The following is a 17441-nucleotide window of genomic DNA, read 5'->3' as shown; positions in this document are numbered from 1 at the left end:
TCCATCAACAAGAATCCTGGCACCTCATTTAATGCTTCTTCTCCTGGCGATAATGGAAGCGTAGAAGTTTACCGAGCGCAGGGATAGGAGACCATGGAATCTGCGGTAATACTAGAGATCTCAGCGTTTGCGTTGATAAAAACTGTTTCTTGGCTCCCCTACGGCCCGACCATGAACTCCCATTAAACGTACCGCTGCGCATAGCGGCGCATTCCAAAGTTGGGTTCCCACACCTAAAGGGAATAATGGGGGAACCCAGCTTTCGATGTGGTCGCCACTTTACTAAAATATCTATCTCAATTTTTCGCCCATACCGAATTCTGATAGTGCATACGACCGTTCATTCCAAGCCTACCCACGTGGTGGTGTCATCGGTGTGAAGCTGCTTTTTCCAGATGGGGACTTCCGCCTTGACGCGGTCGGCGCAGGTCGAGGCCGCCTCGAAGGCGTCCTTGCGGTGCGCGGAGGCAGCGGCGACGATGAAGGCGGATTCGCCAATTTCTAGTGGGCCAGTACGGTGTGCGCACCAGAGGCGCACGGCGGGGAAGGCGGCAGCGACTTCAGCGGCCACGCGCTCGATCTCTTCTTGGGCGCTAGGATGCGCGGTGTAGGTAAGGAGTTTCACACCCCGGCCGGAGTCGTGGTTGCGCACGATGCCGTCGAATACAACGACGGCGCCGGTTTCAGCGGTGGCGATGTCCGGGGCTGAGATGGGCTCAGCGCTGATGTGGGCGCCGATAAGGCCGAAATCAGTGCTCATGAATGCCTTCCAGCTGGTTGATGATGTGGTGAAGAACTGGTTCGAGGACCGTGCAGCCGTCTTTGGCAGCGCCCGTCGAGCCGGGCAGGGCCATGGCGAAAGTGGACCCGGTGACTCCGGCAATCGTGCGGGAGAGCGCCGCGGTGGGGATGGCGGCGGAGTGCGCGTAGAAGGCGTGGGCTAGGCCGGGGAGCTCGCGCTCGAGGTGTGGGGTGAGCGCTTCGACGGTGCGATCATCCGGTGTGATGCCCGTGCCGCCGGAGGTGAGGATGACGGAGGGCGCATCGGCGAAGGCGGTGGCTAGGGCGGCGTCGATGTCGGCGTCCGCGACGACGAGGGGTTGCGGGGTATCGAAGCCTTGTTCACGCAGGAAGTTCACCAAGATGGGGCCGGAACGGTCCTCATACTCGCCGGCGGCGGCGCGGGTCGAGGCAACGATAACGAGTGCGCGGCGGGTCATGAGAGCGGGAACACCTCCACAAGGTCGCCGGCTGAAAGCTGCGTGTTAGCCGGGATACGGATGAGGGCGTTAGCGCCGATGGCCTGGGACATTAGATGGGAGCTGGTGCCGCCGAGGAAGGAGGCATGGGCGGTGCCGTCGGACATGCTGATAGTTCCGCGGCGGAACTGCTCGCGGTTGTTGAGTCCATCTGCGGGTTCCACCAGGTGTGCGCGGACCGGTTTCGGGGCATGGCCAAGGACGGGTGCCAAGTAGAGGCGGAAGCTCACCAGCGTGGAGATGGGGTTGCCGGGGAAGCAGACGACGGGCACCTCGCCCAAGCGTGACAAGCCCTGCGGGCCGCCGGGCTGCTGCGCCACGTGGCCGAACCAGCCGTCCTCTTCGAAGATCTGGCGGATGACCTCGAATTTTCCGTGGGAGATGCCGCCGGAGGTGACGATGACATCGGGGTGGTGGGTAATGACGGCCTCGGCGAGGTCTGCGCGAAGGGCGGAAGGATTGTCGTTTGTGCGCACGAAGCCGGCTACCTCGATGCCGTATTGCGCGGCCAAGGCCGCGAGCATCGGTGCATTGGAATCGGGGATGGTGGCCTCGCCCGTGCCACCGATTTCCGCGCCACCGGTGCAGATGAGGATGCGGGCGGGCGCGAAGGTGAGGACCTCGGCCAGGCCTTGGGAGGCGAGGGTGGCGATGGAGGGGGCGTCGAGAAGCGCGTGCTCATTGATGAGGGTTGTGCCGGCCTGGACATCGGAGCCCGCACGGCGGATGAACTGTTCAGGGGCTGCCGGCACAGTGACCGTGGCGCCCTCTTCCGGGAAGTGCGGGGGTTCGCAGTGCTCGACGGGGACGATGGTGGCGGTGCCTTCGGGGATTTTGGCGCCGGTCATGATGGGAAGGGCGGTGCCATGCTCGAGTGAGCCCGGGGGATCACCCGCCGCAATGGTGCGGCCGACGGTGAAGGCGCCGCCGTCACATGTGGAAAGCGCATAGCCGTCCATCTGCGAATTATCGAAAGGTGGAAGGTTGTGTTCCGCGCGGTACGTGGCGGCGGCACGGCGCCCGAAGGCGCTGGTCAGGGGAGTGGAGACCACCCGGGGCTGCGGAAGGGCCGCGCGAACGGCGGCGAGGTGTTCCTCATAGGTGCGCATCGGGTTCCTTCCTGTCACAGAGGCTGGCATAGTGGCAACCATGGTTGATATACACTACTTTGCCGCAGCCCGCGCTGCCGCGGGGCGCGCGCAAGACACGGCGCAGGCGGCGACCTTGGGGGAGTTGCTGGACGTGTTGCGTGCTCGGCATACCGGCAGCACCGAGGCCGGCATGAGCTTTGCGGAGGTGCTGGAGCGCTGCACCTTCCTGGTGGATGGCGCGAGCGCTACCGAGGACGCCGTGCTTGCCGACGCCTCCCGAGTCGACGTCCTCCCGCCTTTTGCTGGGGGTTAGTTGCGGACCCGCAGCGGGCTGGTGAAAAAGTTCACCACGCCGGAGACAACCGCAAGCACAATCGCGCCGATGATGGCAGCGCCCCAGCCATCGATGACCAGCGAGTCCATCAGCGCGCCGACGAGGAGTAGGACCGCGCCGTTGATGACGAGCGCGAAGAGGCCCAGTGTTAGGCAGGTCAGCGGTGCGCCGAGGAAGCGGAGCACCGGGGTGACGACCTCGTTGACGATGATGAAGACCGCCGCGATGAGCAGGAAATTCTGGGTGGTCGCAGGAACGATGTCGATTCCGGGGACAATCGCTACCACGGCCCAGAAGGCCACCGCGACGGCAATGACGTTGAGTGCAAAATTGATAAATGTCTTCACAACTGCACTCTAACTCGGAAACTAACCCTCTGCACCGAAGGCAGCGTCCCAGGCCTTAAGCAGCGTCTCGGTTTCCTCCGCCGTGGTGACGGAAATGCGCACGCCCTCGGGGAAGGCACGGACCAGGACATCATTCTCGGCGAGCTTTGCCGCGACGTCCTGCGGGGAGCCCAGCTTCGCAATGGAGTCGGCGGCGAACCAGATGTGGTTGGCCTGGGACTCCGGAACGCCAAAGTCCGCGAAGTGCTCCACCAGGCGGTCGCGCTGCTCAACGGTCTCATCGGTGCGCTCGCGTAGCTCCTTCTGGGCGGCCAACGAGGCCACCGCACCCGCCTGCGCGATGGAGTTCACGGAGAACGGGATGGCCACTTTGCTTAAGGCCTCGATGATCTCGGCGTTGCCGAAGGCATAGCCCAAACGGACACCGGCCAGGCCATAGGCCTTGGAGAAGGTGCGCAGGCCAATGACGTTGTCGTGGGTGTGGACATAGTCGGTGGCCAGCGGGACGGCGTCGTTGCGGTTGTACTCGATGTAGGCCTCATCGAGCGCCACGATGACGTCCTTCGGGACCTTGGCCAGGAAGGCGTCGAACTCCTCCTTGGTAATGATGGAGCCGGTGGGGTTATTCGGGTTGCACACGAAGACAAGGCGGGTCTTGTCCGTGATGGCAGCTGCCATGGCCTCCAAGTCCACGCGGTGATCCGCGGTGAGCGGAACCTTGACCGGGGTGGCGCCCACGACCTGCGCGAAGATGGGATAAGCCTCGAAGGAGCGCCAGGGGAAGACAATCTCATCACCGGGCACGGAGGTGATCTGCACCAGCTGCTGGCAGATGGCGGAGGACCCCGCACCGGTGGTGACCTGCTCTGGGGTGACACCGAGGTTTTCGGCGAGTGCCTTGCGGATTTCCACTGCACCCATGTCCGGGTAGCGGTTAACGTGCGCGGCAGCAGTCTCCATGGCCTTGAGCGCGCCGGGCAGCGGCTCCTGAGTTGCCTCGTTGGAGGAGAGCTTCAAGGCGTGCTCGGCATTCTTGCCGGGGACGTAGGCGGGCAGGGAGGAAAGGTCTGGTCGAATCATGTTCTCTACCTTAGGCGTTGCGGGGGCCGCGGGGCCCGAAGTCGAAATCAGCGGTCTGGGGGCCGAAGGCTTGGAGTCCCTTCGGTGCATCGAAAGGATCGAGGCGCACCTCGAGGAAGGCGCCGCGCTCTGGATGAGCGGCGATGTCCTCCAAGGCCTTGGACAATTCGCCTTCGGTCGAGGCCACGTAGGACTCCATCGTGGTGTCCTTCATGAACACCTTCGGCAGCGCCGTGTAATCCCACATTTGGATCTCGTTGTACTCGCGTTCCATGCCCAGAATGAAGCGCTCGATGGTGTAGCCATCGTTGTTGACCAGCACGATGATGGGCTTGAGGTCCTGGCGCAGGATGGTGGAGAGCTCTTGGGCAGTGAGCTGGAAGGAACCATCACCAATGAAGAGGACGTGGCGGCGCTCCGGGTTAGCCAGCTGCGAGCCCAGCACGCACGGCAGGGTAAAGCCGATGGAACCCCAAATGGTGGAATTGATGTACTGCACGCCCTCGGGCATGCGCTGCTGGCCCAGGCCGATATTGGAGGTGCCGGCTTCGGCGATGACCACGTCATCTTCCTGGATGAAGCCGAGCATCTGCGGCCAGATGCGCTCCTGGGTCAGCGGGGCATCCGGGTTCGGCTCGAAGGCCTCGGGCTGGAATTCCTTGGTTGTGGTTGCCTCCGCTTCCGGGATGCGGTCCAGGAGGACGTCGAGAAGCTCCAGCGTATTGATGCCCACGAAGAATTCACCGTCGGCGTTGAGGTGCTGGTCGCCGAAGTTATAGACGCGGGCGTCGGCCAGGTTGTGGGTGAAGGAGCCGGAGTTGACCTCGATGAAGCGCGGGTTCGTGGTGACTAGGAAGTCGGACTTTTCGATGCGCTCCTGCACGCCCGGGGCAGAGGCCGCGCCGTTGTAGGTGCCGATGAAGAGCGGGTGGCGCTCAGACAAGATGGCCTTGCCGGAGGAGAGCTGGGAGTAGGGCAGCTGGGCCTTGTCGATGATGGCGCGGAATTTCTCCGTGAAACCGTGGCGGTTGGTGTCCTGGTCGATGAGGATGATCGGGTCCTTGGCCTTCGCGAGGTGCTCCAGCACGTAGTCCGCAGCGGCGTTCAGGCGCTCCGGATCGGAGGTTGCGAGCTCGGTGGAGAAAGGTTCGTCGGGGACCTCGATGGTCAGGTGAGTGATATCGGAAGGAATCTGGATGTGGACCGGGCGCTTCTCGCGCAGGCAGGTGTGCAGGGCGCGGTCGAATTCCTCGACCACGTTCATGGGGGACACGCGTGTGGCCACTTCGGTGAAGGGCGCGAAGGAATCCAGCATGTTGGCATAGTCGCCGTCGGCAAGCGAGTGGTGCAGGTTCCAGCGGAACTCCGTGGCGTACTGCGGCGGCGCGCCTGCCAGCGACACCAGCGGGACGTGCTCAGCGCGGGCACCAGCGATGCCGTTGAGTGCGGAAAGCTCGCCCACGCCATAGGTGGTGAGCAGGCAGCCCACGCCCTTCTGGCGGGCATAGCCGTCGGCAGCATAGGCGGCGTTGAGCTCGTTGCAGGCGCCGACGAAGCGGATGCCCTCGGAAGCTTCAATCTGCTCGAGGAAGCTCAGGTTGAAGTCACCGGGTACGCCGATGATTTCAGTAATGCCGATGGCCTTGAGGCGGTCCAGGATGAAATCACCAATGGTGGTCTGCATGAGAGGGTCCTTTCTATTTGTTTCGGGCGTCGTGGCGCTTCTTGCCCAGCCAGATGAGGGCCAAGGTCACAATCCAACAGGGTAGGACAATGGCGCCGGTGCGGTAGTCGGGCAGCATGAACATCAAAACAATGACGAGTGCGAAGAAGGCCAAGCACAGGTAGTTGGCAAAGGGGTAGAGGGGCGCGCGGAAGGCCGCGTCCGGGCAGCGCTTGCGGAAATTCAGGTGTGCAAGGGCGATGGCGGACCAGGAGATGAGCTCCGCACCAACGATGATGGCGAGGAGAACAATCAGGATCTTGCCCTCGAAGAGGAAGTTAAGTAGCACGGCCGAGCCCATGAGTAAAGAGTTGAAGAGCAAGGCGCGAACCGGCACGCCCTTGGCGCTGACGGAATTGAAGAAGGGTGGGGCTTGGCCGCCGCGGGAGAGGTCCCGCAGCATGCGCGCGCCGGAGAAGGTCATGGTGTTGAACACGGAGACGGCGGCGACCAGCACGATGAGGTTAAGGCCCGTGGCGGCGGCCGTAATGCCCAGGGTGCTCAGTGCGCGCACGAAGGGTGAGGTGGAAGTATCGAGTTCATTCCACGGGGCGAGCAGCACGATGATGCTGATGCCGCCGACGTAGAAGAGGAGGATGCGCCAGATGACGTTGTTGATGGCCTTGGGCAGGCTCTTGGCGGGATCCTGCGCCTCGCCTGCGGCGGTGCCGATGGAGATGATGCCGCCGAAGGAGAAAATCACCGCGACGAGGGAGAAGAGCATGCCGGTAGCGCCGTTGGGGAAGAAGCCACCGTGCTCGGTGATATTGCTTAAGCCCAGGGCGGGCTCCGGGGTGAGGCCAAAGACGATGGCCGCGCCGACGATGATCATGAGGATGAGCGCGGCGACCTTGATGAGGGAGAGCCAGAACTCTGCCTCGGCGAAGGCACCGACGTGCACCAGGTTGATGGCGGTGACGATGACGAGCGCGACGAGGGCGGTGAGCCAGTGGGGGATCCCGGGGAACCAGAAATCCATGATGGTGCCGGCGGCGGTGAGCTCCAGCATGCCGACGACGATGGTGGTAAACCACCAGTTCCAACCGGTGACAAAACCGGCGATGGGCCCGATGTACTCGCGGGCATAAGCACTGAAGGAGCCTGCGACGGGGTGCTCCACGGCCATCTCACCAAGCATGCGCATGATGAGGAAGATGATGAAGCCGCCGATGGCGTAGGCGGCGATAACGCCGGGACCGGCCTCCTGGATGGAGGCGCCGGAGCCTAAGAAGAGGCCCGTGCCGATGCACGAGCCAAAAGCGATCATTTGCAGGTGGCGCGACTTCATGCCGCGCTGCAGGCCGTCGTCAGTATTGCCGTTGTCGCTGGCGACAACGTCCTGTGCCCTGACGGGATGGTTGGTTGTGGTCATGTAGACGCCCTTCATGAACGTAAATATGTGACGTTAGTCATTGAACTGTAGGAGATTATGGCGCACCACAGTTTTGTTTGTCACTAGACAAGAAGCGGAAGTATCTTTGACATATGTCAAAAGTACCGACCCCGCAGCTGACGAGCATCCAAGACATCGTCGACGAATGCGCCCAGATCCTGCAGCGCTCCGTTGAGGTGACCACCCCCGCCATCGCGGTGATTGCGGCTAGTGCGCAAATCGGTGCCATCGATAAGAACAGGGCTGCCTCGATTCTTAATCGCACCCCGCCCCCGGAGCCCATTCCGTGGATGCTCAGCTTCGGCATCCAGGAGGCTGTGCTGCCGGTACGCCTGCCCGCCAACCCGCGCTATGACATGCTGCCCCGCGTGGTTATCCCTCTGCGGCACGAAGACCGGCTGGTGGGTTATTTGTGGGTTATTGATGAGCCCGCGCTGGGCGACGCCCCCTTGGTCCGCCTCGGTTCGCTAACAGCTCCGCTGGCCAGGCTTATCGACGAACGCGATGCTCCCCTCGCCGCCCGCGCCCAGCAGCTCGGGGAGCTGGCCCGCGAGGTGCTCACCGGTGATCCGGCCGCGCTGGCGGGTGCCCGGGAGCGCGATCTCTTACCCTCCGACGGCGAGCTGACCGTGCATCGCGTGCTGGTGGAAGGCGATCAGCGTGCGGTGGCCGTGGAACTTGCCCGCCCGTTGGTGCGCCGGCCCTTTTTGGTCGCGGACTCTCATGATTCCCTCGTGCTCATTGAGTGCCGCCGCGATGACAAGGACACCGAGGCTCTCATGGAGGAGCTGCAGAGTGCCGCGCTTGTCACCGGCGCTGAGGTGGTGGCGCGTGGCTCGGCGCCGACGGCCCCGCAGGCGCGACTCATGGCGGACGTGGCCAAACTCTGCGGCCAGGATTCGCTGCGCTGGGAGGAGGCCGGCGCGTGGCGGCTGCTGCGCGGGTGGGAGCTGACCCCAGCGACGGTGGTGGAGATGAGCCCGGATGCCGCCGTGCTTCTCGACGACCCCCGCAACTCCTACTGGCAGACCCTGCTGACCTATTTTGAGCATTCCCGCAACGTCTCCGCGACCGCCGCTGCGCTCTACATCCACCGCGCCACGCTGCACTACCGCCTAGACCGCGTCCGCGAGATTCTCGGGCCCGGCGTGCTGGATGATGGCTGGCGCTGCGCGGCTCTCTATGTGGCCCTCAAGCTGCATGCGGCCCTTTAGGGAAAGAATAGGGAAGCCCCATTTTGTCCCTAGGGGAAGCGCTCAGGTAGAGTGATGGGCGATTCATTGCGAATCGCTGGAGACGTGCCAGAGCGGCCGAATGGGGCTCCCTGCTAAGGAGTTGACTTACTTGCGTAGGTCCGGAGGTTCAAATCCTCTCGTCTCCGCAAACTACAAAACCCGAGTCATCGTTTCACCGGTGGCTCGGGATTCTACGTTTTCAGTTCCTTCGTAAGCCCAGTCCGCGAGCTGAGAACTTAGAATGAAGGCACTGAGCTTAATTTGTGCTGCTGGGAGCGTTGTGGAGTTACTAAAAGGGCCAATTTGGGATGTGGAAAATAACGCGAACATCGAGCCCGATGAGAACTTTGTTCGAATTATGCTGCATGAAGAAAGCGTTGTAGCTGAATTTACTATTGCCGAGCTGTGTAGTTTCTTTGGAATTAACGGTTTCGAATGTCTGCAGCGACAATTCAAGGCCTGGCATGACTTGAACGCTTTCGCGTGGGATTCAAAAGGCAAAGTTCACTGTGAACGGATCCCTTTCTCCGAATATTTTGTTCTTTCCAAAATTGATGAGTGCTATTCCCCGCAGCCACTTCCCGAAGCAACGAACGGCATAGTGAGATGGGGGATGAAAAAGAAGTAAATATCGGGTGAATGGGCTTGATGGCGAAATGGGGCAGGGCAGAACCGTAGAATTTTTGATCACCTAGTTCAGCACTTGCGTCCTGTAGCTGCGAGGCACTCTAAAACCCGAAGGGTCGGCTAAGCACTGATCTGTTATGTATTATTGGGTTTCCATACGCGTAATGGCGATAAACCAAGTTGAAGTACCCGACTTCGAAACTTGCACCTATAAAAGGAGATAGGGTTGTCGCTTTGGGAAAATAGAGACTACAAATTGCTAATGTCGGGGCAAACAGTAAATGTAGTCGGTAATCAAATTACTACTTTCGCCCTATTTCTTGTAGTTCTTAATGTTACTAATTCTCCAACCGCTGCAAGTCTTTCGTCAGGGTTATTTGTTTTAAGCATGGTTGTTTTGGGGCTACCAATCGGCCGCCTAGTAGACAGATATTCAAGACTTGCAATTCTTAAAATTTCCGCCACACTTGGAGTAATTGGTTCCCTACTATGCGTCTTTGCGGCTAATGGGCATTATCCGATATCTCTTTTTGCAGTTTCAGCTTTCTTGCTAGGTGGTATCTCGTCGGCTTTTGGTACAGCAGAACGCGCATTTCTTAAAGAGCTAATCCCCCCGAACTTGCTAGCAAAAGCCATGGCCGTTAATCAAGGTCGATACTCGATCGGAACTTTAATTGGGCCACCAATTGCAGGTCTACTTATCTCGCATTCGGCACAAGCTCCTTTTTGGGTTGATGCAGCTTCATTCTGCTGGGTTCTAGCTTGCCTTTTGCTTATTCGTTTCCGATCAAGCGAAACAGACTCTTCGAAAACCCTCAGCGAAACGCCTCCGCTACGCCCAGCATGGGATTGGCTACGAGGTCAGAAGCAGCTCTTCTCCATCGGTTGGTATAGCCCGTTGATGAATTTTTCATTTGCTGGAATAACAACACTTTCGCTACTTAGCTTAAAATATGCTTCTTTCAGCTCATTCTCATTGGGAATATATCAGGCTGCAATTGGATTAGCAGGCCTAATGGGCGCAGTGATTGCAGGAAAGCTAGTCGAAAAAGCACAGGCCGGAAGGCTAATTCTTTACTCCATGTGTTTGTTCACTGTAGCGCTTGCAGTAACCATGGTAAATAGTACGTGCACTATTTTTGGAATGGTGTTGGCTGGATTGGTCTTGCCAGTTTTCAACGCGCCGTGCAGTGGCTTTTTCGTAAAATCAGTACCGCAAGAGTTTCAAGGACGTTGTACTGCGATTCTGTCAACATCTGCGATGGTAACCATGCCTATTGGAAATGCACTTGCCGGCGTGCTCTTTGAGCACTTCGGGGGATTGACGGCAGTAGCCTTTTTTGCTTTGGTCTTGATTCTCTCAGATCTGTGTTTCATCAAGAAGGGCGACGTTAAATCCATTCGTTTATAGGAGTCTTCTTACCTTGATGACGCTTATAAAGAGCCCTAGTCATCGTTCACCGGTGGCGCGGGTTCTGCGTTTTGTTGTTGTCATTCTGAAAGCGGGTGCCAGCGAAGCTCTCGGAAGCGGGCAAAGCCCTGATCTTGGCTCAGTAAGGTTGCTTCTTCTTCTATTACGGCCGCAGCTATCCAAGCATCGGGGATGTCGCTGGCTTTAAGCTTGTGCAAGCGCACCAATTCAGTGAAGGTTGTCCAGGTCCCTGGGCTGGAGCTTAAAAGGGTGCCGTTTGGGGCTTCTAAAATGGTGTTGAGTGCAGTCAGTGCTTGCTGGGAGGTAAGTGGTTTGTGAAATAGCTTGTGGTTCGCCATGACTCGAAGAAAGCCCGTTGCCACAACGTCCAAGAGCCCAATTGTTTCATGCCGATTCAGAGCACTACTTAGCCACTGTTGAGCGGGTCTATGTTGTGGTGCTGCGGAGTGGAAGGTGGAAGGCATAAACGAGAATGTTGACATCAGGAATGATCATCGAGCACCGCCCACACAGCTTCTTTGTCGCTGAGATCAACTAGAGCTGGTCCACCGCAATCGAAGGAGGGGAGGTTAATCGTGGTGCGCATAGGTTTAGAGTAGAAAGCATCAATGCATCAATCAAGAGGTGCGATGATGCATCTTCCTTCTGGAAGCCGTGAATGGTTGGCTGGTGTCTTAGTTCAGTGCGAGCGTCAGGATGAGCACGCCGATGGAGAGTGCGAGCATGCCTAAACAGTTGATCCAGAATTCACTTCCGAGGAAGTGGGCGCGGACATGGGCTGCTGCGGCTGCGCAGAAGTATGCGATGACGCCAACCATGGCTGCGATTCCTACGCCGGGGAACCAGAGGCCGGCTATGAGCCCTGTGGCTGCAAGGCACTTGATGACAATGAGTGCCCACCACCAGTCTTTGGGGAGTTTGACGCCGCTGAGGCAGGCTTCGATAAAGGGGACTGGTTTGAGGGAGAGGGCGGCGTCGCCAAGTAGAATGGCTGCTAGTAATAGGGAGGGCCAGGCCGGGGAGGATTCTAGGATCATTGGGTTACTCCAAATGCGGTGTTGAGGCGTTCGATCGATGAGGCGGCTTGGAATGTGAGGTGCTCGGTGTCGTAGATTCCGGCGGCCCAGCCGATGAGCAAGCCGAGGTAGACGTTGTACAGCAGGTTGGAGTACTCGGCCGCATCGTCGCTGCTGAGTCTGGAGCTGAGGCGCAGGGTGATTTCATCTGTCAGGAGCGTTTTGAGCGCGGTGAGTGCCTGACCTTGGTTGCCTTGTTGGATGAGTGCCGCGCCGAACGCACGAGAGAGTTCTTCGTGGCCGGTGAACATCTGCAGGAAAGGCCTGAGGACGTCGAGGAGGCTATCGGATTGTCCCCGGATGTCATCGTGGAGTTCTGAAATGTGTTGGCCAATGGTGCGGATGAGCAGCGTTTGTTTGTCGCCGACTCCCATGACAGTCCCCACGCTGACACCAGCTTCGGATGCGATAGTCCGAATGCTGGTGGTGGCGTAGCCCTGAGTGAGGAAGAGCTCGTAGGCGGTGGCTAGGACCTTGCTGTCGGTGCCAGCTTTGGCGGCCGAACGCGATGGGTGAACGTGTTCAGTGAACATGTTCAAAAGGGTAGCTGTTGATGGTTTCGGGGTCAATGGTGCCGAGCGGGCGGCGGTTAGATCAGCGCGGGGAAGACGCGGTCGCGCAACAGGTGCGCAAGTTCGCGGTCGGGTGCTGTTGGGTTGACCCAGGCGGTGTCGCCGATTTCGGCGGCGGCGTGGGGTTCGTCGGCGGTGATGGTGCGGGTGCAGGTGAAGATGGTGCCGACGACGACCTCGCCCGGTTCGTTGGCTGCGGGAGCGTCGAACGTGCCGAGTTCGTTGAGGTTCCCGACGTCGAGGATGAGGCCTACTTCTTCGGCGACTTCGCGCAGGGCGGCGTCGACAAGCGCCTCCCCCGCCTCAGGCTTGCCGCCGGGCAGCTGGTACTTGGTGGAGGACTTCTTGCGCACGGTAAGCACGTGACCTTGCGGGTTGCGGATGACGACGGCTGCGACTTCAATCATGGCCGCCGATTGTAGTGGGGTAGCGGGAACGCTAAAAAATTTTGTTTATCAATACAAGTTGGCGGGGTGTCGGGCAAGGGTTTTGTTTCAGCAAACCATATCAACCTTTAATTGTTAATCATGGAAATTACTTTATTGGTTTCGGCAGGTTAGAGACTCAAGGTTTCAACGGGTATACTCCCTTCAGTGCGCCAAAGTTGGAAGATTTTTATCAGAGATGTAGCCAGGCTTGGCCGCGTCCCCAGGGCGTGGATCATCCTCATCGGACTCATCATCACCCCCGCGTTGTATTCATGGGTGAACATCGCGGCTTTTCGTGACCCTTACGGCCATACCAACAACATCAAGGTGGCCGTGGTCAACGAGGATAAGGGTGCAAACAACGAGCTGACGGGGAAGATAGATGTCGGCAGCGAGGTCATTGAGAAGCTCAAGAAGAATGACCAGCTAGGCTGGCAATTCTTTGAGCGCGACGAAGCCGAGAAAGCCCTTTTAGAGGGGGACGTGTATGCCTCGGTGACGATTCCTGAGGACTTCAGCGAAAACCTCGTGAGCATGCTCGACGGGAAGTTCACGCAGCCGCAGCTGGTCTACCGTGTCAACGAGAAGAACAACGCCATCGCCGTGAAGATCACGGATACCGGTGCCAAAGGTCTGGACAAGCAGATCACGGCGGCCTTCAAGGAGCAGGTGGCCACCGTCGCGGCGGAGAACGTCAAGGACACCGGCACCGACTTTGAGCGAAAAGTCACGCGCGCGATGAACAACACCAGCTCCGCATTCGGGGAGACCGCGCAGGAGATCGATGGCAACCGCGAGAACCTCGCGCGGATCCAGGGAAAGCTTGACGCCGCTGCTGATTCCACGTTGGGCGCCAAGTCCACGGTGGCTGATGTGAGTGCTGCGCTGGGCGACGCCCAAACAGCCCTCGCCGAGGTCTCCTCCCTAGTCGAGCAAGCCCAAGGCGGTATCGGAGACTTCACCGACCAGACCACAGGTGCCTTCGTCAGTGGCGCAAGTGCGGTGGCGGATGGTACCGCCCAGGCGCAGGAATCCATCGCGGATGTCACAGCGGGTTTGAACCAGGCCGGTGACCGCTTCGATTACGCCACGCAGCGGGCCAACACCGCCATTGACGCGAGTGCGGAATCGATTGCGCAGCTCAAGGCGTTGCGCGATTCCGCAACGCTTTCACCGCAGGTGGCCAAGGAGATCGATGACGCCATCCAGCGCCTCGATGAGGGTAATGAATCCAACCGCCAGCTGGTGGGGAACCTCAATGCGCTGAGCAAGGATACCCAGGCCGCAGCGGACAACGTGCAGGCTAGCGCGGAGGCCATCAACCAGGCGGCGGCCGATACTAAGGCCACCTCGCAGACGCTGCGCGATACCGTGACCACCGCTGTGCCCGAAATCAACCGTGCCATGAGCAATCTGAGCTCCATGGCGAGTGCTCTGAGCTCCACCCTGGAAGCTCAGAAGGGAACCATGCAGGAGGCCAATGGTCTCCTGGACGGCGTGGCCCAGCAGCTGCGCGCCACGAAGGACACCTTGTCCGATTTCGATACCAACCTCCTGGCCCTGCAGGACAGCCTGCGCGCTATGCAGGGTGATGTGGGCTCGCTGCGTGCCGCGATGAACTCCAAAGTCGTTCAAAATGTCACCGGGCTGGACGCGGAAGAAATCGGTAAATTCTTTGCGGAGCCCATCGAGCTGAAGACCGAAACCGTGTACCCGGTGGACAGCTACGGCTCCGCCATGGCGGCGCTGTTTACTAACCTCTCTCTGTGGATTGGTGCCTTCGTCCTCATGGTGATCTTCCGGGTTGAGGTCGATAAGGAGGGCTTCGACCGCATCACGGTGGGCCAGGCCTACTTGGGCCGCTTCCTCCTCATGGCCCTGATGGTCATCATCCAGGCCGTCACGGTGACCGTGGGTGATCTGCTCATCGGCGTGCAGACCGTGAATGCACCGGCCTTCGTCCTGACGGGCGTGCTCGTGGGATTGGCCTACTTGAGCATTATCTATGGGTTGTCGACGTCTCTGGGTCACCTCGGCCGCGGCCTCTGCGTGGTTTTTGCCATCATCCAGATTCCAGGTGCGTCGGGTCTGTACCCGATTGAGCTGCTGCCCAGCTTCTTCCACAGCATCTACCCGCTGCTTCCATTCACGTACGGTATCGACGCCATGCGCGAAACCATCGGTGGCTTCTACGGCAACCACTATTTCAAGAACATGGGCGTGCTCGCCTTTATGTTCATTCTGTTCTTTGTCTTCGGCCTGCTGTTGCGCAAGGCGCTGGCGCACTTCAACGTCATCTTCAACCGTGAGCTGCGGGACACTGAGCTCTTCGACTATGAAAACGTGCAGGTTGTCGGCTCTGGCTACCGCATCGCGGACGTCATCCAGGCGCTGGATAGCCGCAGCGGCCTGAAGAAGGATTTGGACCGCCGCGCTCATAACTGGGGCTATTGGCTCAAGATGGTGGCCATCGCGGGCGTTATCGGCGTGGTCATCCTCATCGTCGTCTCCGGCCTCTTGCCCGACCAGAAGCCGCTGCTCCTGGGGATTTGGACGGCGTGGTGCTTCCTCATCATTGTCGCCGCGGTCACCCTGGAATACCTGCGCATCAGCTTGAAACAGTCCGCGGAGCTCGTGACGTTGGATGAAGATGACATCAAGCATCCGGCTCGCGCCGGCGCGGAGTCCACGGAGGGGGATAACTAATGCGTGGAACACTCGATCTTTTCCTCAACGACATCCGCACCGCATGCCGCAACGTGATGAGCGCGGTGATGCTCGTGGGTCTCGTCGTCATTCCGATGCTGTTCACGTGGTTTAACGTGTTGGCTAGCTGGGATCCCTTCGATAACACCAGCCAGCTCAAAGTGGCGGTGGCCAGCAAGGACACCGGCTATGAGAGCGATCTGCTGCCGGTGCCCATCAACGTAGGCAACCAGGTGCTCAATGAGCTGCGAGCGAACGAGCAGCTGGATTGGGTTGTGACCACCTCCGATGAGGCGATTGAAGGTACCAAGTCCGGTGAGTATTACGCAGCCATCGTGCTTCCGGAAGATTTCAGTACCGACATGATGAACTTCTACACGGATGGTTCCCAGCCCGCGGATTTGTCCTTCTACATGAATGAGAAGAAGAACGCGCTGGCGCCGAAGATCACCGGTCAAGGCGCAGAGGGCGTGTCGGCCCAGGTTGCCGAAGCCTTCACCACGACGGTCGGTGACGTGTCCTTCGATCTGGTCACCTCGCTCTCCGACTTCTTAAGCAAGGGCGATACCAAGGCTGTGTTGGACCGGATGCAGGCGCGCGCGGATGGCGTGCAGACCCAGCTGGATATGGCGGCGCGTACTGCGCGTTCCCTGGCTGGACTTGTGGATACCGCAGTTCCGCTCATGGAAAGCGCCCAACGCATTGCGGACTCAGCGGACCTGGAGCTTCCGGAGGTTCAGTCCTCCTCGCTCAACGTTTCCACGGACGCGCTGCAGCAATCGCTCGATGCCACCAGCGCTAGTTATGACGTGGTGCGCCAACGCATTGATGCGCTTTACGACGACGCCTCCGCCTCCCGCGCTGACCGCGTCGCCACGCTCAACACTTTGGCCGGCCAGGTAGAAGGCACCATTGCCCAGTATCAGAACCTGCATGGCCATATTGAGGCTTTGCCGCTTCCCGCTAAGGACAAGGAGAAGGCGCTCAACCGTATCGAGGAGGCCATCGATGCTCAGCGCACTCTCCACGCGCGCCTTACGGCGGCCGCGAACGCTCCCGAACCCACGAAGCCGGATCTCTCCAGCCTCGATGATGCCAAGAGGGCGGTGGAAGGAATCTCCACTTCTGGCCTGCGTGAATCCTTGCGCGCGCTGCAGGATTCCCTGGGCCAGGTAAGCGCGGATCTGGATACCGCGAAGACTCCCGTCACCATTGATTCCTCTTCCTTGACGGATGCTCGGGATGCGGTACAGAAGCTCGCCTCTGGCCTGCAGGATAAAGCCAACAAGTTCGGCGACCTGCGGAAGGATATCGACTCCGCTGCGGCATCCGGGGATCTGAAGAAGCTGGCGGACCTCATTGGATCCGATCCGGACGCTCTGGCGCACGCGATTGCGGCTCCGGTGGACGTCGACAGGCAAGCGGTCTACCCGGTCAAGAGCTTCGGCGCCGGCATGACGCCCATGTACACGGCGCTAGCACTGTGGGTCGGCGCGCTGCTGACTGCGGTGAGCGTGCGCACGGATGTTGTGGACAAGGACAAGTATTCGCCGATGCAGCGCTTCTTTGGCCGCTTCGGTATTTTCGCGGCGGTCGGCCTCGTGCAGTCGACGATGCTCATTTTGGGCCTCATCTTCTTCGTGGGCATCGAGCCTGCGCACCCGATCCTCATGCTGCTGGCAGGCTGGGTTAGCTCACTGATCTTTATGCTGATTTGCTACACCCTTGTGGTGTCGTTTGCGAATGCGGGCAAGGCGCTAGCGGTGCTCATGTTGGTGATCCAGGTGTCGTCGTCGGGTGGTGCCTACCCCTTGCAGGTACTCCCGGAGTGGTTCCAGAACATTAGTCCGTGGCTGCCCGCGACCTACACCATCCGAGCCTTCCGTGCGGCCATCGCCGGAACTTATCATGGTGATTACTGGCTAGCGTTGTTGTGCCTGCTGCTTTTTGCCGTACCGATGCTGGTTCTGGGCGTGGTCTTCCACAAGCCGTTGGAAAAGTTCACCAACGGCTGGGTGGAGACCTTGGAAAAGACCAAGCTGATGTAGCGCCAACGTCCTGGCGCTACCTTCGGGCTAGCCGGCTGTTATGTTGTGCATAAGATGATCGGAATATTCACAGGCCCGTCGGCTTCCTCA

The 17441-nt window shown here is 59.6% G+C and carries 17 protein-coding genes and 1 tRNA gene; 7 read left to right on the top strand and 11 right to left on the bottom strand.

Going from position 1 to position 17441, the window contains the following annotated elements:
- Positions 1–340: 340 nt before the first annotated feature.
- The 3 genes from QKE52_RS08010 to QKE52_RS08000 are packed head-to-tail and all read right to left on the bottom strand — an operon-like array spanning position 341 to position 2368.
- On the bottom strand, positions 341–760 hold the full coding sequence (locus tag QKE52_RS08010) for a molybdenum cofactor biosynthesis protein MoaE (protein WP_144657647.1): 420 nt from the start codon (positions 758–760) through the stop codon (positions 341–343).
- Positions 750–1220 carry a MogA/MoaB family molybdenum cofactor biosynthesis protein gene (locus QKE52_RS08005; RefSeq protein WP_144657645.1) on the bottom strand — a complete coding sequence of 157 codons (471 nt, stop codon included), beginning with the start codon at positions 1218–1220 and terminating at the stop codon, positions 750–752. The genes QKE52_RS08010 and QKE52_RS08005 overlap by 11 nt, the downstream gene beginning before the upstream one ends.
- Positions 1217–2368 (bottom strand): molybdopterin molybdotransferase MoeA, encoded by a 1152-nt coding sequence (locus QKE52_RS08000; protein WP_347948540.1) that lies wholly within the window; start codon positions 2366–2368, stop codon positions 1217–1219. Before QKE52_RS08000 ends, QKE52_RS08005 begins: the two co-directional genes overlap by 4 nt.
- Positions 2369–2408: 40 nt before the next feature.
- Here QKE52_RS08000 and QKE52_RS07995 point away from each other — a divergent pair, with 40 nt between their 5' ends.
- Entirely contained in the window at positions 2409–2663 is a 255-nt protein-coding gene (locus QKE52_RS07995) for a MoaD/ThiS family protein (protein WP_010188351.1), read from the top strand.
- On the opposite strand, the gene QKE52_RS07990 is transcribed toward QKE52_RS07995, so the two are convergent.
- From QKE52_RS07990 to QKE52_RS07975, 4 genes are read right to left on the bottom strand one after another with little or no spacing between them, the layout of a single operon-like run.
- Positions 2660–3031, bottom strand: a complete 372-nt coding sequence (locus tag QKE52_RS07990) for a phage holin family protein (protein ID WP_347948539.1) — start codon at positions 3029–3031, stop codon at positions 2660–2662. The two genes, QKE52_RS07995 and QKE52_RS07990, sit on opposite strands and share 4 nt — an antisense overlap.
- A gap of 21 nt (positions 3032–3052) precedes the next feature.
- Positions 3053–4111 (bottom strand): histidinol-phosphate transaminase, encoded by a 1059-nt coding sequence (gene hisC, locus QKE52_RS07985; RefSeq protein ID WP_347948538.1) that lies wholly within the window; start codon positions 4109–4111, stop codon positions 3053–3055.
- A gap of 10 nt (positions 4112–4121) precedes the next feature.
- Positions 4122–5795, bottom strand: a complete 1674-nt coding sequence (locus QKE52_RS07980; RefSeq protein WP_347948537.1) for a thiamine pyrophosphate-binding protein — start codon at positions 5793–5795, stop codon at positions 4122–4124.
- A 13-nt stretch (positions 5796–5808) separates the two neighbouring features.
- Positions 5809–7206 (bottom strand): amino acid permease, encoded by a 1398-nt coding sequence (locus QKE52_RS07975; protein WP_083295518.1) that lies wholly within the window; start codon positions 7204–7206, stop codon positions 5809–5811.
- A gap of 113 nt (positions 7207–7319) precedes the next feature.
- Between QKE52_RS07975 and QKE52_RS07970 the strand changes: the two genes are divergently transcribed.
- The 4 genes from QKE52_RS07970 (at position 7320) to QKE52_RS07955 (ending at position 10500) form a co-directional block, all read left to right on the top strand.
- Positions 7320–8441: a helix-turn-helix domain-containing protein gene (locus QKE52_RS07970; RefSeq protein WP_347948536.1), complete on the top strand. Its 1122-nt coding sequence runs from the start codon at positions 7320–7322 to the stop codon at positions 8439–8441.
- A gap of 78 nt (positions 8442–8519) precedes the next feature.
- Positions 8520–8608: transfer RNA gene (locus QKE52_RS07965), tRNA-Ser, on the top strand.
- Positions 8609–8703: 95 nt separating this feature from the next.
- Entirely contained in the window at positions 8704–9090 is a 387-nt protein-coding gene (locus tag QKE52_RS07960; RefSeq protein ID WP_347948535.1) for a hypothetical protein, read from the top strand.
- A 261-nt stretch (positions 9091–9351) separates the two neighbouring features.
- A complete protein-coding gene (locus QKE52_RS07955; protein WP_347948534.1) occupies positions 9352–10500 on the top strand; it encodes an MFS transporter in 1149 nt (382 codons plus the stop codon).
- Positions 10501–10580: 80 nt separating this feature from the next.
- Here QKE52_RS07955 and QKE52_RS07950 read toward each other — a convergent pair whose 3' ends face one another.
- From QKE52_RS07950 to QKE52_RS07935, 4 genes are all read right to left on the bottom strand, one after another.
- The gene (locus QKE52_RS07950; protein ID WP_347948533.1) at positions 10581–10985 is read right to left on the bottom strand and encodes a TA system VapC family ribonuclease toxin; all 405 of its coding nucleotides are present in this window, start codon (positions 10983–10985) and stop codon (positions 10581–10583) included.
- A 210-nt stretch (positions 10986–11195) separates the two neighbouring features.
- Positions 11196–11558 (bottom strand): DoxX family protein, encoded by a 363-nt coding sequence (locus QKE52_RS07945; RefSeq protein WP_347948532.1) that lies wholly within the window; start codon positions 11556–11558, stop codon positions 11196–11198.
- The gene (locus tag QKE52_RS07940) at positions 11555–12130 is read right to left on the bottom strand and encodes a TetR/AcrR family transcriptional regulator (protein WP_347948531.1); all 576 of its coding nucleotides are present in this window, start codon (positions 12128–12130) and stop codon (positions 11555–11557) included. The genes QKE52_RS07945 and QKE52_RS07940 overlap by 4 nt, the downstream gene beginning before the upstream one ends.
- 56 nt (positions 12131–12186) lie before the next feature.
- Positions 12187–12576 carry an NUDIX domain-containing protein gene (locus tag QKE52_RS07935; protein WP_347948530.1) on the bottom strand — a complete coding sequence of 130 codons (390 nt, stop codon included), beginning with the start codon at positions 12574–12576 and terminating at the stop codon, positions 12187–12189.
- Positions 12577–12762: 186 nt separating this feature from the next.
- Here QKE52_RS07935 and QKE52_RS07930 point away from each other — a divergent pair, with 186 nt between their 5' ends.
- Positions 12763–15303 carry a YhgE/Pip domain-containing protein gene (locus QKE52_RS07930; protein WP_347948528.1) on the top strand — a complete coding sequence of 847 codons (2541 nt, stop codon included), beginning with the start codon at positions 12763–12765 and terminating at the stop codon, positions 15301–15303.
- Entirely contained in the window at positions 15303–17351 is a 2049-nt protein-coding gene (locus QKE52_RS07925) for a YhgE/Pip domain-containing protein (protein WP_347948527.1), read from the top strand. The genes QKE52_RS07930 and QKE52_RS07925 overlap by 1 nt, the downstream gene beginning before the upstream one ends.
- Positions 17352–17441: the final 90 nt, after the last annotated feature.

The organism is Corynebacterium sp. c25Ua_47 (assembly GCF_039907205.1).
Lineage (GTDB): Bacteria > Actinomycetota > Actinomycetes > Mycobacteriales > Mycobacteriaceae > Corynebacterium > Corynebacterium hiratae.
This window is presented reverse-complemented; position numbering and strand designations above follow the sequence as displayed.